General features: G+C 64.4%; 14 protein-coding genes and 2 tRNA genes. 12 read left to right on the forward strand and 4 right to left on the reverse strand.

All coding sequences use genetic code 11. The annotated features are described in order from the left end of the window. The first annotated feature begins 21 nt into the window (after positions 1 to 21). The 4 genes from JOE69_RS10005 (at position 22) to JOE69_RS10020 (ending at position 1,388) form a co-directional block, all read left to right on the forward strand. A tRNA-Ile gene (locus JOE69_RS10005) sits at positions 22 to 95 on the forward strand. A 25-nt stretch (positions 96 to 120) separates the two neighbouring features. After that, positions 121 to 240: a DLW-39 family protein gene (locus JOE69_RS10010; protein ID WP_227316950.1), complete on the forward strand. Its 120-nt coding sequence runs from the start codon at positions 121 to 123 to the stop codon at positions 238 to 240. A gap of 9 nt (positions 241 to 249) precedes the next feature. Beyond that, positions 250 to 322, forward strand: a tRNA-Ala gene (locus JOE69_RS10015). Between the two features lie 175 nt (positions 323 to 497). After that, positions 498 to 1,388, forward strand: a complete 891-nt coding sequence (locus JOE69_RS10020; protein WP_309798314.1) for a DMT family transporter — start codon at positions 498 to 500, stop codon at positions 1,386 to 1,388. Here the strand turns inward: JOE69_RS10020 and JOE69_RS10025 are convergent. Both JOE69_RS10025 and JOE69_RS10030 read right to left on the reverse strand, forming a co-directional pair. Further along, a complete protein-coding gene (locus JOE69_RS10025) occupies positions 1,385 to 2,275 on the reverse strand; it encodes a glycosyltransferase family 2 protein (protein WP_309798316.1) in 891 nt (296 codons plus the stop codon). The genes JOE69_RS10020 and JOE69_RS10025 overlap by 4 nt on opposite strands. 63 nt (positions 2,276 to 2,338) lie before the next feature. Further along, positions 2,339 to 3,382, reverse strand: a complete 1,044-nt coding sequence (locus JOE69_RS10030; RefSeq protein ID WP_309798318.1) for a YtxH domain-containing protein — start codon at positions 3,380 to 3,382, stop codon at positions 2,339 to 2,341. A gap of 120 nt (positions 3,383 to 3,502) precedes the next feature. Between JOE69_RS10030 and JOE69_RS10035 the strand changes: the two genes are divergently transcribed. The 3 genes from JOE69_RS10035 to JOE69_RS10045 all read left to right on the forward strand — a co-directional run bounded on the left by JOE69_RS10035 (position 3,503) and on the right by JOE69_RS10045 (position 5,911). Next, complete coding sequence (locus JOE69_RS10035) at positions 3,503 to 4,045, forward strand: peptidylprolyl isomerase (RefSeq protein ID WP_296362513.1); 543 nt, start codon at positions 3,503 to 3,505, stop codon at positions 4,043 to 4,045. A 12-nt stretch (positions 4,046 to 4,057) separates the two neighbouring features. Then, complete coding sequence (locus JOE69_RS10040; RefSeq protein WP_296362512.1) at positions 4,058 to 4,942, forward strand: rhomboid family intramembrane serine protease; 885 nt, start codon at positions 4,058 to 4,060, stop codon at positions 4,940 to 4,942. A gap of 153 nt (positions 4,943 to 5,095) precedes the next feature. Next, positions 5,096 to 5,911, forward strand: coding sequence for an MBL fold metallo-hydrolase (locus JOE69_RS10045; RefSeq protein ID WP_309798321.1), 816 nt, complete (start codon positions 5,096 to 5,098; stop codon positions 5,909 to 5,911). Here JOE69_RS10045 and JOE69_RS10050 read toward each other — a convergent pair. After that, the gene (locus JOE69_RS10050) at positions 5,904 to 6,740 is read right to left on the reverse strand and encodes a glutamate racemase (RefSeq protein ID WP_309798323.1); all 837 of its coding nucleotides are present in this window, start codon (positions 6,738 to 6,740) and stop codon (positions 5,904 to 5,906) included. The genes JOE69_RS10045 and JOE69_RS10050 overlap by 8 nt on opposite strands. Before the next feature lie 143 nt (positions 6,741 to 6,883). Between JOE69_RS10050 and JOE69_RS10055 the strand changes: the two genes are divergently transcribed. From JOE69_RS10055 to JOE69_RS10075, 5 genes are read left to right on the forward strand one after another with little or no spacing between them, the layout of a single operon-like run. Further along, the gene (locus tag JOE69_RS10055; protein WP_309798325.1) at positions 6,884 to 7,486 is read left to right on the forward strand and encodes a TetR/AcrR family transcriptional regulator; all 603 of its coding nucleotides are present in this window, start codon (positions 6,884 to 6,886) and stop codon (positions 7,484 to 7,486) included. Beyond that, positions 7,483 to 8,775 (forward strand): amino acid deaminase/aldolase, encoded by a 1,293-nt coding sequence (locus JOE69_RS10060; RefSeq protein WP_309798327.1) that lies wholly within the window; start codon positions 7,483 to 7,485, stop codon positions 8,773 to 8,775. The genes JOE69_RS10055 and JOE69_RS10060 overlap by 4 nt, the downstream gene beginning before the upstream one ends. 20 nt (positions 8,776 to 8,795) lie before the next feature. After that, the gene (locus JOE69_RS10065) at positions 8,796 to 10,127 is read left to right on the forward strand and encodes a D-arabinono-1,4-lactone oxidase (RefSeq protein WP_309798329.1); all 1,332 of its coding nucleotides are present in this window, start codon (positions 8,796 to 8,798) and stop codon (positions 10,125 to 10,127) included. Between the two features lie 52 nt (positions 10,128 to 10,179). Beyond that, complete coding sequence (locus JOE69_RS10070; RefSeq protein ID WP_309798332.1) at positions 10,180 to 11,850, forward strand: FAD-binding dehydrogenase; 1,671 nt, start codon at positions 10,180 to 10,182, stop codon at positions 11,848 to 11,850. A 30-nt stretch (positions 11,851 to 11,880) separates the two neighbouring features. Further along, positions 11,881 to 13,149 (forward strand): APC family permease, encoded by a 1,269-nt coding sequence (locus JOE69_RS10075; RefSeq protein WP_309798334.1) that lies wholly within the window; start codon positions 11,881 to 11,883, stop codon positions 13,147 to 13,149. On the opposite strand, the gene JOE69_RS10080 is transcribed toward JOE69_RS10075, so the two are convergent. Beyond that, entirely contained in the window at positions 13,130 to 14,098 is a 969-nt protein-coding gene (locus JOE69_RS10080) for an alpha/beta hydrolase (protein WP_309798336.1), read from the reverse strand. The genes JOE69_RS10075 and JOE69_RS10080 overlap by 20 nt on opposite strands.

Here is a 14,098-nt window from a genome sequence, read left to right on the forward strand (position 1 = left end):
CTCGGCCCGAGAGGGTCGTGGGGGCGTATAGCTCAGGCGGTTAGAGCGCTTCGCTGATAACGAAGAGGTCCCAGGTTCAAGTCCTGGTACGCCCACGGATCCTACTAAGCAGGAGGAACGATGAAGAAATTGATCGTGCTTGCGGCAGCGGTTGCTGGCGTGGTCTTCCTGCGGAAGAAATTCCAGGAATCCAACGCACAAAAGAATGTGTGGAACCAGGCGACTGACAAAGTCGACTGAAGCCACTTCGGGGGCATGGCGCAATTGGTAGCGCACCTGCTTTGCAAGCAGGGGGTTCGGGGTTCGAGTCCCCGTGCCTCCACCGGATGAAGAACCCGGACTCGCCGCGCGAGTCCGGGTTCTTCTGCGTCTGGTACCCGTCGAGTGGCCAGATCTGCAGGTCGAAATCTGCCTTTGAACTGCAGACGTGGCCGCTCGACGAAGGCTGGGGAATGCGGGACAAGGTGTTGGTCCAGACTGTGGCCTAGGCTGATCCTGTGAACTTCATCCTGGCCGCGGTTGCGGTGCTCGGCGTCTCGGCCTCTGGCCCGATCATGGCGGCGACTGCGGCGCCGGCTTTGGCGATCGCCTTCTGGCGCAACGCCTTGGGCGCGGTTTTGATGGGCGCGCCGACCGTGATCCGGCAACGCAGCCAGTTCCGCCAGCTGAGCCGGCGCGACGTGTTCTGGGCGGCCGCTTCGGCTACGGCCCTGGCCCTGCACTTCGCTGGCTTCATCACCGCCTTGAAGCTGACCTCGGTGGCCACCGCGACGGCTTTGGTCTGCCTGCAATCGGCGTGGATCGTGCTGTTCCAGCTGTTCCGCAAAGTCAGCCAGGTTCCGGCGATCTTCATCGGCTTGGGCATGGCACTGCTGGGCGTGGTGGTGATCACCGGATTCGATCTGGGCAATTCATCGGAAGCGCTCCTGGGTGACCTGTTGGCGTTGTTCGGCGGCATCATGGCCGGAGCCTACACGCTGATCGGCGCAAAGGCCCGGCAGACCATGGGAACCGGGGTGTACACCACGCTTTGCTACGGGTTCTGCGCGGCGATCCTGTTGATCCTGCTCTGGGCCTTCCAGGTGCCGCTGCTGGACTTCCCCCCGGTCGCCTGGCTCGGCATCCTCGGCGTCACCTTGGTGGCGCAGATCCTCGGCCACAGCGTGTTCAACTACCTGCTGGCGAGCATGAGCGCACTTTTGGTCTCCATGCTCATCCTGTTGGAGATCCCGGGCGCAGCGCTGCTTGCCGCAGTGTTCCTGGACGAGCGGCTGCCGGCCGGAACTTATGCCGGGCTGGCCTTGATCCTGGTCGGATTGGCCGTGGTCATTTTCGGCCAAGGCCGGTCCCTGCCGCGGCGCGGCAAACAGCCGGCGCCAGGAGTTTAGGACCGCAACGCCCGTCGGGCCATCTGGTTCACGCTGGCCGTGTGCACGGCGCGCAGGACCTTCGCCGGGAAGTAGACCGAGAAGAAGACCACCATGGGTGCCTTCAGGGCCAGCCCCTTCACATTGTGGGCCTTGTAGGTGCGTTCGAAGCGGGTGACGTAATAGCGGTAGTCGCGTGGAGAATCTTCCAAGCGGCGCGCAGACATCCCGGAGACCATCGAAGGCACGTATTGCACCTTGAGCCCGTGATCTGCCAGATGCAACGACAAATCGATGTCTTCGTGCATTTCGTCTTTTTCGTCCCGGCAGGTTTCGGCCCGGATTTCTTCCCAGGCGCTGCGGCGCAGGGCCATGTTCGATCCGAAGAGGAAATGGTACTGGTGCTTGGCCAGCTTGAGCATCAGCTGACGCATTTTGTCGTCGGCTTTGAGCCCGAAGCGCCGCATCGGCATGTCGTAGTAGACCACGGGTCCGGTCGCGGCGGAAATCGCGGGATCCAGGAAGGCGAGCTGGACTTGCTCCACCCAATCCGGTTCGATCACCGAGTCGGCGTCGATCCGGCCCAGCACGTCGCCGGTGGCACGGTCGAGACCGAAATTCCGGGTCGGGATGAGTCCTTGTTCTTCGCTCTGATGCAGCAACCGGATGGGACTTTCCGGATACTCCAACTGCATTTGCGCCACGATGGAACAGGTGGCGTCATTGGAGCGGTTGTCCACCACGATGATTTCGTCGGCCGGGACAGATTGGTAGATTGCGGCGATCAGGCACTGCCGGATCACACTTTCTTCGTTATAGGCCGGTATCACGATGGATACACTGGGCCGGCCCTGGTCGAATCCAGAACCCAGATTGTCATCGCCTGGCGCGGCTAAGTCACTTGGCATCGGATCAAATCTAGCATCCAGCAGCTCGGACCGGCGGGTTGACCGCCGGTCCGAGCACCGGAATCACTTGTCCTTGAGTTCTTCGGCCTTGTCCTTGACGGCTTCTTTGGCTTCGGCAGCTTTGTCCGCAACCTTCTCGGCTGCGCCTTTGGCGGCGTCTTTCACCTCGGTTGCTTTGTCGGCAACCTTGTCCTTGAGCTCTTCCGCCTTCTCGGCAGTTTCGGCTTTGACGGCTTCGGCCTTGTCTTTGGCCTCGGTTGCTTTGTCGGCAGCCTTGTCCTTGAGTTCTTCGGCCTTGTCGGCAGCCTTTTCCGTGGCTGCTTCGGCTTGGTCTTTGACGTCGTCTTTGGCCGAGACGGCCGCGGCTTTGACGTCTTTGGCGAAATCATTGACCGGCGCCGGGGTCTTCCAAGGGTCTTCCACCGGGCGGGAAGCCCGCCACACCGCTACACCGGCGGCGATCGCGGCAGCGAACACGCCGAAGACCAGCCAGCCCCTGCCGCCTTTGCCGGAGCTCTTCTGTTCCCGCTTGAGCTGGGCGGCGGCTTCTTTGGCAGCTTGTTCGGCTGCCTTCCGGGCCTTCGAAGCGGCCCGGCGGCCTTGCTTGAGCGCGGGGGCCACTGCGCTGGACGCCTGGCTCGCCGCCTTTTCCGCAGCCGGGGCAACGGTTTCGCTGACGTACTCGGTGACGTTCTGGTTTGCACTGTCCAACGCCTTGCCGACTGCGGTTGCGGCGTCGCCGAGCTTGTCCGAGATCAGTGGGAAGTATTCCCCGACGACCTTGTCCTTCGCGTTCTGCAATGCCGGGGTGGCCTTTTCCAGAGCTTCGGCGATCTTGGGTGCGGCATCGTCTACGGCATCGGAAATCCGCGGGCCGAGTTTTTCCAAGCCCTCTTGGATTTTCGGCGTGACGTTGGCTACTCCGTCGGCGGTGAATTGGGCGGCTTTGCGAAGGCCTTCTTGGACTTTCGGCGAAGCATTGTCAATGCTTTTTTCGGCCCAGTTCTTGGCCGACTCGACGTGGGGCCCGACCCATTCCCTGGTGCTTTCGACTCCGTTGGCCAAGGTTTCCTCAAGGTCACGGGTGACGCGGTCTGCTTTTTTCACAACTACCTCCCGAGTATTTGAATCTTTGCCTAGCCTACGTGCAATGGGCCGTGCGGGCGAGTCTGCGCTCTCAGGGGAACGACAGCGCGCAATGCAGCCGGGCATGGAAGAATTGCAGGCATGACTGCGATTCCTACAGCAAAAGCGACTCTGCACACCAACCACGGCGACATCCGGTTGAACCTGTTCGGCAACCATGCACCCAAAACGGTGGACAACTTCATCGGGCTCGCCACCGGCGAAAAGACCTGGACCCACCCGGCGACCGGCGAGGAGAGCAACGAACCGTTCTACAACGGCGTGATCTTCCACCGGATCATCCGTCAGTTCATGCTCCAGGGCGGCGATCCGCTCGGTCAGGGCATCGGCGGGCCGGGGTACCAGTTCGACGACGAAATCCACCCGGAACTCATCTTCAACGAGCCTTACAAACTGGCAATGGCCAACGCCGGCATCCAAATGGGCCGCGGCACGAACGGTTCACAGTTCTTCATCACCACGGTGCCGACCCCGCACCTGCAGGGCAAACACTCGATCTTCGGCGAAGTCGCCGATGACGAGTCCAAAGCCGTGGTCGACGCGATCGAAGCCGTGCCCACCGGTCGTGCCGACAAGCCGCTCGAAGACGTCGTCATCAACTCGGTCACCATCGAGAAGCTCTAAGGCCAGTCGAGCGTGAGTTACGGGATTCCGACGGCGGCTTCCGGCCAGGGGGCCGAAGTACCGGTCTGTCCGAGGCACCCGGACCGGGTGGCCTACGTCCGATGCCAGCGGTGCGGACGTCCGGCGTGCACCGAGTGCCAGCGGCCGGCCGCCGTCGGGATCCAATGCGTCGATTGCGTGCGGGAAACCGCGAAGAACGCTCCGGTGAAACGCACCATGTTCGGCGGGGTGGCCCGGGGCGGCCGCCCGGTGGTGACGTTCAGTCTGATCGCGATCTGCGTCCTGGTGTTCGCTGCGGAATTGATTCCCGGCGCCGGAGTGATCAATTACCTGGCTTACGCCCCCTTCGTCACCGAGCAGGAACCGTGGCGGATGCTGACCTCGGTGTTCACCCATTCGACCAGTTTCCTGCCGCATATCCTGCTCAATATGTACTCGCTCTACATTCTGGGCACGGTGTTGGAACCGATCTTCGGGCGCTTGCGGTTTTTTTGGCTGTTCTTGGTTTCCGGCCTGGCCGGCTCGGTGGGCGTGCTGTTGCTTTCCCCGATTTCTTCGGTGGTGGTCGGCGCCTCGGGAGCGATTTTCGGCCTCTTCGGCGCTTTGTTCGTTTTGCAACTCAAACGCCGCGGTGACTTGCGGCAAATCATCGTGCTTCTGGTGATCAATGGCGCGATCGGTTTCTTGCCCGGCGTGAACATCGCCTGGCAGGCGCACTTGGGCGGATTGATCGGCGGTGCTTTGCTGGCCGCGGTGTTCATTTACGCCCCGGCGGGGAAGAGCCAGAAGATCCTGCAGTGGGGTGGAATGACCGCGATCATCCTGCTGCTGGTGGTTTTGACGGTCTGGCGGACTTCGGCGATCCAGACGCTGTTCGCGCCGACCGTCGGACTCTAGTTATCCACAGGTCTATGCACAGTTGGGCATAACTTACACACCTGTAGTTCAGCAATTTCAACCGCAGTTCATGTGCTGGTAGCGGTTGTCCGGGCGGGAATATCCGCGACGCAGAGCGGCTTATCCGGATGGTTCCCGGTGAAAGAGGTTCTGGTGGAAATCTGGCAATGTGCAACCTGCGGCGTCGAGCGGTCGGGGCAACCCGGTGCGCAGGAGGTCTGTCCGATCTGCGCGGACGAGCGGCAATACGTACCGCTCGACGGGCAGCGCTGGACCACCTTGGCAGCGCAGGCGGCCAACGGGGCGGTGATCGACTTCTTCGAGGTCGAACCGGGGCTCTTCGGTCTGACCTCGAGCGGCGCCGGCATCGGGCAGCAGGCGATGTTGCTGATCACGCCGGCGGGGAATGTGCTGTGGGACCCGATCAGCATGATCAGCGATGCCGTGGTCGAGCAGGTGAAAGCGCACGGCGAGGTGGTCGCGATAGCCGCCAGCCATCCGCACATGTTCGGCGTCCAGGTGGAGTGGGCCAGGGCCTTTGGCGCCCGGGTGCTGGTGAACCAGGACGACGCTCAGTGGCTGCAGCGGCCGGACGGATCGATCGACTTTTGGTCGGGCAGCCGGGAGGTGGTACCCGGAGTGACCTTGCACCAGGTGGGCGGGCATTTCAAGGGCAGCGCCGTGCTGCATTGGCCGGCCGGGAACGCCGGCAGGGGAATTCTGCTCGCCGGGGACAGCATCTTCGTCAATCAAGACCGGACTGCCGCCTTCATGCGCAGCTACCCGAACAAGATCCCGTTGTCGGCCGCAGTGGTGGACCGGATCGCCACGACGGTCCAGGAATTCGCCTTCGACCGGCTGTACAACAACTTCGGCAGCGTGCTCCCGCACGATGCGCCTGCGGTGGTCCGCCGGTCTGCCGACCGGCACATCGCCTGGGTCCGCGGCGATTTCGACCACCTCACCTGAGCTCGAGCGCGGGGACCGGTTGCAGCTCGAGTGCGATGCCGAGCCGGTCCAGGGTCTGGGCGAAGTCCCGAACGGTCAACGCCGGACTCTCCGTCACCAAGCTGAGCAGCTTCCCGGTGCCGGGTACCGCGTAAGGGGCCGCGGACCGCGCAACGTCGTCGGCCGGGTTGAAGAGCTGCCACCCGGGGGCAGCGCGTTGGAAGGCGAAACTGAGCCACGGCAGGTGGGTGCTGGAGAGCAGGACGCCGCCGAGCTCCGGCCACGATGCAAGCTGCCGGCCGAGGAAGTCGGCGACTTGGTCCACGGCAGTTTCCGGGTCGGTCAGGAACTTTCCCGATTCGACGAGCTCGATGAGTGCGGTCGCGGCTACGGCGTGGACCCGCGCCGCGGCCTGGCCGGCCTCCCGCTCGATGAACTCGTGCAGCCGGGGACTGCCGGTCATCGAGGCGGCACCGGCCAGCAGCAGGCCCTGTTCCGGCGCGATGGCGGCCAGAGCCTGCCGCACCGGAGGCAGCACGCCGAGCACCGGGAAGTCGCAGTCGGCCGCGACCGCCGCCAAGACGGTCACCGATGGGGCATTTGAGCCGATGACCACGCACCCGGCACCGAGCGATCTCAGATACCGGCAGCTGGCCACCGCGATTTTCAGCAACTGCGCCTCGGACTTCGCCCCATAGGGGAAGCTCGCCCGGTCCGCGAAGTAGATCAGATCGCTCTCCGGATAGTGCCGCCGCAAGGTCCGGACGATGTCATAACTGCCCAACCCGGCGTCGAAGACGGCAATGGGCGAATTCAGGGCATGGGGATCGACGGGGTTCCTCGGTGGCACCGGGCCAGGCTAACCGCAATCAACGTCTCCGGAGCCGGAGCCTTGACGGTCCGCTGTGATCCAGCTCATACTGATGTAGATGTCTGAGTCACTTGACCCAGATTTTTGATCCGGTTGGACCCATCGTCTCGAGGTGAACCACCATGCCGAACATTCCGGCCGTTGAACGCCGCCGCTCGCTGATCGACGCGGCGTTCTCGATCATCGCCCGGGACGGCATCGCCGCGGCGAGCACTCGCGCTGTGGCCAACGAAGCCGGTGCTTCACTGGCCAGTTACCACTATGCCTTCCGCTCCCAGGCCGAACTCATGGAGGCATTGATCGAAGACACGTTGTCCTTCGAGCGGCTGGGCCTGGAATCGGCGATGATCGATGCCACCGATCTGCGTTCCACGATCGAGTTGTGCCTGCGGAACTATTTCGAAGGGCTCAAAGCCAACCCGCATCGGGAAATGGCGATGTTGGAGTTGACCCAATACGCGCTGCGGACTCCGGGCCTGGAACACTATGCGAGTGCCCAATATCAGCGGTACTACGCCCTTGCCGAAGGGCTGGTCAATGCTTTGGCGCAAGGCTTCGGGGTGCGGTTCGCACTGGATTCGGCTGCGCTGGGCCGCCTGATCGTGGTGTTCACCGATGGTTTGACCACGACCTGGCTCGCCGAGCGCGACGATGCCCAGGCGTTGCAGAATATCGACACCGTCGCCGGTGTCCTGATGGGGTTCGTCCAAGGAGAGCCAGCATGACGAATGAAGCCGTGGACCTGAGCCGGTTGGATCTCGGTTCGGAAGAAATCCGCTCCGCCGCAACGCGGGCGCCTTGGCGCAGCCCGGAAAAGTTCTGGCCGCGGATCGAGGCGGTGACTGCCGAGCTCGACCCGCCGTTCGGCGTCGTGCATGTTCCGGCACTGGCGCACAACGCCTTCGACCTGCTCCGCCGGGCACAAGGCACGCCGATCCGGCTCGCCTCGAAGTCCATCCGGGTGCGTGAGGTCCTGGCCGCGTCCTTGAAACTGGAAGGCTTCCACGGTGTGCTCGCCTACACCGTGGCCGAGGCGAATTGGCTCGCCACCGATGCCCCCGGCTGGACCGGGATCGACGACGTGGTGGTCGCCTACCCGAGCGTCGACCGGGCTGCTCTCCGGGCACTGGCCGGTTCCGAAACCCTCGCCCGGCGGGTGACTCTGATGGTGGACTCGACTGCGCAATTGGACCTCATCGACTCGGTCCTCCCGCCGGCGCAGCGCAACCCGGTCCGGGTCTGCATCGAGCTGGACTGTTCTTGGGATGCGCCGGTGCTCGGCCGGATCGGAGTCTGGCGCTCCCCCGTGCACAGCCCGGAAGCAGCCCTGGCTCTGGCCCAGGCGATCCACCGGCGGCCAGGGTTCTCGCTGGTCGGCATGATGGGTTATGAGGCCCAAATCGCCGGATTGGGGAATGCTCCGATCGGCAATGCCGCCCGCGGCATGATGATCCGCGGCCTGCAAAAGCGTTCCGGTGCCGAATTGCTGGAACGGCGGCAGAAGGCGGTGGCCCTGGTCCGCCAGGTGGCGGATCTGGAGTTCGTCAACGGCGGCGGCACCGGTTCGCTGGAATACACTCATCGGGATCCTTCGGTGACCGAGATCGCCAGCGGCAGCGGGCTCTTCGGACCCCGGCTGTTCGACAACTACGCGCATTTCCGGCCTGCCCCGGCGGCCTCTTTTACGCTCGACGTGGTGCGCAAGGCGGTGCCCGACATCGCCACCGTGCTCGGCGGCGGCTGGATCGCCTCCGGACCGCCGGCTTGGGATCGGGCGCCCTTCCCGGTCTGGCCGGAAGGGCTCGAATACCTCCCGCGGGAAGGGGCAGGCGAAGTGCAGTCGCCGCTGAAGGGCGATGCGGCGCGCTCGCTCGCCGTGGGCTCGCGGGTCTGGTTCCGGCACACCAAGGCCGGGGAGATTTCCGAGCACCTCAACCAGGTGTACTTCATCGACGACGACGGTGTGCTCGGCGCGGTGCCGACCTACCGCGGCGAAGGGAAGGCCTTCTTATGACCGGCCGGCAGTCGGTGCGTATGACGGAAGCCCGCTCCGTCCAGCGGGCAGTCAAGCCCTGGTCGAATTGGGGGCGCAGCGAGTCCGGACACCCGGTAGCCAGGGTTTCGCCGACGACGGTCGAGGCAGTCCAGGAAGCGGTCGTCCGGGCCCGGACGACCGGGCAGACGGTCAAAGCGATCGGTGCCGGGCACAGCTTCAGTGCGATAGCGGTGACCGACGGCGTGCAGCTCAGCTTGGACGGGCTCAGCGGTTTGCTCAGTGTGGACGCGGGCAAGCAGCAAGCGACCTTCGCCGCGGGCACCCGGCTCTTCGACGTGCCCGGACTCTTGGCGCCCTACGGATTGGCGATGCCGAACTTGGGCGACATCGACCGGCAAAGCCTAGCCGGTGCGATATCCACCGGCACGCATGGCACCGGGGCAGCTTTCGGCGGGATAGCCACCCAGGTGACCGGCATGGTCGTGGTGACCGCCGACGGCGGCCTGCTGTGCGCCGATCGCGAGCAGAATTCGGAGCTGCTGCCGGCGCTGCGGGTGGGCCTGGGCGCCTTGGGCATCATCGTCGAAGTCACCTTGCAATGCGTTCCGGCGTTCAGCCTGCAGGCAGTGGAAAAGCCGATTCCCTTGGACGAAGTGCTAGCGACCCTGGACGAGCGCTTCGAGACCGAAGACCACTTCGAATTCCACTGGTTTCCGCACAGCGAAGTCGCTTCCACCAAAACCAACACCCGTCGGATGGGGCATGAAGCGTTGCGCCCGCGCGGCGCACTGGACCGGTTTCTGGGCGACACCGTGGTGGCGAACGGTCTGTTCCGGGCGCTGTGCAATGTGGAGCGTCTGGTTCCTGCGCTGACCCCCGGGGTGAACCGAATCGCCGCACGGCAATTCGCCAATGCCGAGTTCACCGATGCCTCGCACCGGGTGTTCGCGACGAGCCGCGGCGTGCGTTTCCGGGAGATGGAATATGCGTTGCCGCGTGCGGAGTTGATCCCGGTCTTCCAGCAGGTCCGCGAGCTCATCGGCAAACGGGGTTGGCGGATCGAATTCCCGATCGAGGTCAGGGCTGCGGCGGCAGATGAAAACTGGCTCTCGACCGCTTATGGCCGGGAAACCGGGTACCTTGCGGTCCACCGCTTCTTCAGGCATACCGAAGCCGAATTCTTCCCGGCCGTCGAGGAGATCTTCACCGCGCACGGCGGCCGCCCGCACTGGGGAAAAATGCACACCCGGGAGCTGGCGTATTTGCAGGGCGTCTACCCGAAAATGCCGGAGTTCCTGGAACTGCGGCGAGAACTCGATCCGACCGGACTTTTCGGCAATGCCTACCTCCGCCGGGTGCTCGGCGGCTGAATCGGGCAGCAGGATAACCTAAGGCTCATAACTCTGCGAGAGGTTGCAAACCATGGATGCCGACGCCATTGTCATCGGAGCCGGATTGGCCGGTCTGGTCGCCGCGCACGAGCTCACTGCGAAGGGCAAGAAGGTCGCGGTCGTGGAGCAGGAGAACCGGGCCAATCTGGGTGGCCAGGCATTCTGGTCGTTCGGCGGGATCTTCCTGGTCGACTCGCCGGAGCAGCGGCGGCTCGGGGTGAAGGATTCCTTCGATTTGGCCTGGAACGATTGGCAGGGCAGCGCGCAGTTCGATCGGCTGCCGGACGAGGACGCCTGGGCGCTGCGCTGGGCCCGGGCATATGTCGAGTTCGCGGCCGGTGAGAAGCGATCGTGGCTCAACGGCCACGGGATCAGTTTCCTGCCCTCGGTGGGTTGGGCGGAGCGTGGCGACCTGCGGGCCGATGGGCATGGCAACTCGGTACCGCGTTTCCACGTCAGCTGGGGCACCGGCACCGGAGTGGTCGGTCCTTTTGTGGACTACGCGCTCGCCGCAGAACAAGCCGGATTGCTGACCTTCCACCACCGGCACCAAGTGGACGAGTTGCTGATTTCCGACGGCGTGGCGACCGGGGTGCGCGGGACCGTACTGGCCGCGGACGATTCCGCGCGCGGAGTCAGCTCGAATCGGGACCAGATCGGCGAGTTCGAGCTTTCCGCGCCGGTGGTGATCATCGCCTCCGGCGGAATCGGCGGCAACCACGAGATTGTCCGGCGCAGCTGGCCGGAGCGGATGGGCACGCCGCCGGCCTCGATGATCACCGGCGTGCCGGCCTACGTCGATGGCCGGATGCTGGAGATCAGCGCTGCTTCCGGAGTGCGCTTGGTCAACCGGGACCGGATGTGGCACTACACCGAGGGGGTGCAGAACTGGGATCCGGTCTGGCCGCAGCATGCCATCCGGATCCTGCCCGGCCCGTCCTCGATGTGGTTCGACGCCTTGGGCCGGCGATTGCCTGATCCCTGCCTGCCCGGGTACGACACCTTGGGCACCTTGCGGCATCTGCGGACCACCGAAGACATCGCCCGGTTCGACCACTCGTGGTTCATTTTGACCCAGAAGATGATCGAAAAAGAGTTCGCGCTCTCCGGCTCGGAACAGAATCCGGACATCACCAGCAAGGACCGCAAGGCGGTCTTGCGGGAACGCTTGTTCAGCAAGGGCGCTCCAGCGCCGGTGGAAGCTTTCAAAGAACACGGCGCGGATTTCGTGGTGGCGGATGACCTGGCCGACTTGGTGGCCAAGATGAACCGTCTCACCGATGAACCGACATTGGATCCGGCCTTGATCAAACAGCAGATCGAAGCCCGGGACCTGCAGATGGACAATCCCTTCAGCAAAGATTCGCAGGTCCAAGGCATCCGGAATGCCCGCCGGTTCATCGGCGACCGCTTGGGCCGGGCAGCTGCACCGCACAAAATCCTGGACCCGGCGGCCGGGCCGTTGATCGGGGTCAAACTGCATGTGCTGACCCGCAAAACGCTCGGCGGCATCCAAACCGACCTGCAATCCCGGGCGCTCGACGCCGCAGGCCAGCCGATTCCCGGCCTCTATGCCGCCGGTGAAGTGGCGGGATTCGGCGGTGGTGGAGTGCATGGCTACAACGCTCTGGAGGGCACCTTCCTGGGTGGCTGCCTGTTCTCCGGCCGGGCGGCCGGGCGGCACGCCGCCGGCCAGGTGTGAGGCTATCGAAAGTATGAGTAAATTGTCGGTATGAGCGATGCGCGTACGGTCGGGCTCGCCCGGAAATTGAGCACTTTCGACGCAGTGCTCATCGGGGTCGGTTCGATGGTCGGGGCCGGCATTTTCGCCGCGTTCACGCCCGCGGCGGCAGTGGCCGGTTCCGGTTTGCTGATCGGTTTGCTGATCGCGGCCGGTGTCGCGTTCTGCAATGCGACCTCCTCGGCCCAGTTGGCCGCGCAATACCCGAGTTCCGGCGGCACTTATCTCTATGGCCGGGAACAGCTCGGTGCCTGGCCCGGTTTTTTGGCCGGCTGGGGCTTCCTGATCGGGAAGACGGCAAGCAGTGCGGCGATGGCGCTGACCTTCGCGGCTTATGCGGTTCCTCCCGCCTGGCAGCGTCCTGCTGCCGTCGTAGCGGTGCTCGGCTTGGCGCTGGCCAACTGCTTCGGCGTCACCCGGACTGCGCAACTGACCAAGCTGATCGTGATTTCCGTGCTGGCGATTCTGGTGTTGGCGATCGGATTGGTCTGGACGTCGGGAGCGGCACAGCCGGTTCAGTTGCCGGGAAACGGATTTTTCGCGTCCGGCTGGTATGGGATTCTGCAATCGGCAGGATTGCTGTTTTTCGCCTTTGCCGGCTATGCCCGGATCGCCACCCTGGGTGAAGAGGTCCGTCGTCCGAGGCGGAGCATTCCGCGGGCGATCGTGATCGCGCTAGCCGGCACCGCCGCGTTGTACGGTGTGGTTGCGGTGACGCTCTTGGCGGTGTTGACGCCGTCGGGAGTCGCCGGGACGCCGGCGCCATTGCTGCGCGCGGTGGAAATTTCCGGTGCCGACTGGGCGTTGCCCTTGCTCCGGCTCGGCGCTGCTTTGGCTGCCCTGGGTGCCTTGCTCGCTTTGCTGGCGGGGCTGGGCCGGACCGCGCTCGCCATGGCCAGGGAACGTGATCTGCCGCAATGGCTTTCCGCCGTGCACCCGAGATACCAGGTGCCGCGGCGTGCCGAACTGGTTTTGGCCGCGGCGATCTGCCTGATCGTGGTGTTTGCGGACGTGCGCAATGCGATCGGGTTTTCGTCGTTCGGCGTACTGGTCTACTACTTGGTGGCCAATGCCGCTGCGTTCCGTCAGGATTCGGTGCATCGCCGATATCCCAAGGCCATCCAGGTTCTGGGCGGCTTGGCGTGCCTGATCCTGGTCGGCACCCTGCCGTGGCCCGCGGTCGTGGTCGGTCTGGGCGTTTTCGCGGTGGGCGGCGGTTACCGGCTCATCCGATTGCGGCTCAGCCGGCCGGCTCGTTGAGCAGGCGCTCCAGCAAACCGATGGTTTCGTCGATCGCATGCTGCGCTGCGGGAACGAATGGCCCGAGGTTGACGAAGCCGTGGGTCAAGCCCGGGAATTCCTTGAAGATGACCCGATTTCCGGCCGCCTCGAGCGCTTCCGCATAAGCCGCGCCCTGGTCTTTGAGCGGGTCGAACTCCGCGGTGACGATGACGGCCGGGGCCAATCCGCGCAGGTCGCCGAGCAAGGGCGAGACCCGGGAGTCGTTGCGCAACGCCGGATCGCTGAAATAGGAATTTTGGAAGAGCTTCATGGACGTCGAATCCAAGAAATAGCCATCGCCGTATTGCTTTGCCGAAGCATAGGTTTTGCTGCTGTCCGTGGCGGGGTAGATCAGCAGTTGGGCGGCGATGTCCGATCCGCGCAGCGTCTGTGCGATCACCGCGGCGAAATTCGCACCGGCACTGTCGCCGCCGATCACCACGGGGTGATCACCGCCGCCGAGCTGGTCCGCGTTCGCCAAGGCCCACCGGGTGGCCGCCGTCGAATCTGCCAGGCCCGCCGGGAAGGGATGTTCGGGTGCCAAGCGGTAGTCGACCGCGAGCACGGTCAGGTTCAGCCCGTTGCTCAGGGCACGGCAGGGCAGATCATGCGAGTCCAAGTCGCCCAAGACCCAGCCGCCGCCATGGTAGAAAACGAAGGTTCCGGACGGCGCATCGCCGGCAGGCCGGTAGATCCGGACCGGGATTTCCCGGCCATCGTCCGAAATCGTCCGGTCGGCCACGTCGGCCACCGGGGCGGCGAAGGCGGCCATCGCCGCCGGGTCTGAACGTGTCCGATACGCTTCGCGAGCCGCCGCCGCGTCATGTGCGACCTCGGGAGCCACCAATGGCGGAGCTTTTTCCAGGACCATGGCGAGTATCGGATCCAAGGGCATGGGCATCTCCTGTTCGGGTGCGGGCTTCGTCAT

The sequence above is a fragment of the Arthrobacter russicus genome (assembly GCF_031454135.1).
GTDB classification, from domain to species: domain Bacteria; phylum Actinomycetota; class Actinomycetes; order Actinomycetales; family Micrococcaceae; genus Renibacterium; species Renibacterium russicum.

What these genes read in the sequence shown, in the direction of transcription:
- JOE69_RS10010 (WP_227316950.1), top strand. Translation starts at nt 121, where the DNA reads ATGAAGAAATTGATCGTGCTTGCGGCAGCGGTTGCTGGCGTGGTCTTC.
- JOE69_RS10025 (WP_309798316.1), bottom strand. Translation starts at nt 2,275, where the DNA reads ATGCCAAGTGACTTAGCCGCGCCAGGCGATGACAATCTGGGTTCTGGA.
- JOE69_RS10035 (WP_296362513.1), top strand. Translation starts at nt 3,503, where the DNA reads ATGACTGCGATTCCTACAGCAAAAGCGACTCTGCACACCAACCACGGC.
- JOE69_RS10055 (WP_309798325.1), top strand. Translation starts at nt 6,884, where the DNA reads ATGCCGAACATTCCGGCCGTTGAACGCCGCCGCTCGCTGATCGACGCG.
- JOE69_RS10060 (WP_309798327.1), top strand. Translation starts at nt 7,483, where the DNA reads ATGACGAATGAAGCCGTGGACCTGAGCCGGTTGGATCTCGGTTCGGAA.
- JOE69_RS10065 (WP_309798329.1), top strand. Translation starts at nt 8,796, where the DNA reads ATGACGGAAGCCCGCTCCGTCCAGCGGGCAGTCAAGCCCTGGTCGAAT.
- JOE69_RS10070 (WP_309798332.1), top strand. Translation starts at nt 10,180, where the DNA reads ATGGATGCCGACGCCATTGTCATCGGAGCCGGATTGGCCGGTCTGGTC.
- JOE69_RS10075 (WP_309798334.1), top strand. Translation starts at nt 11,881, where the DNA reads ATGAGCGATGCGCGTACGGTCGGGCTCGCCCGGAAATTGAGCACTTTC.
- JOE69_RS10080 (WP_309798336.1), bottom strand. Translation starts at nt 14,098, where the DNA reads ATGACGAAGCCCGCACCCGAACAGGAGATGCCCATGCCCTTGGATCCG.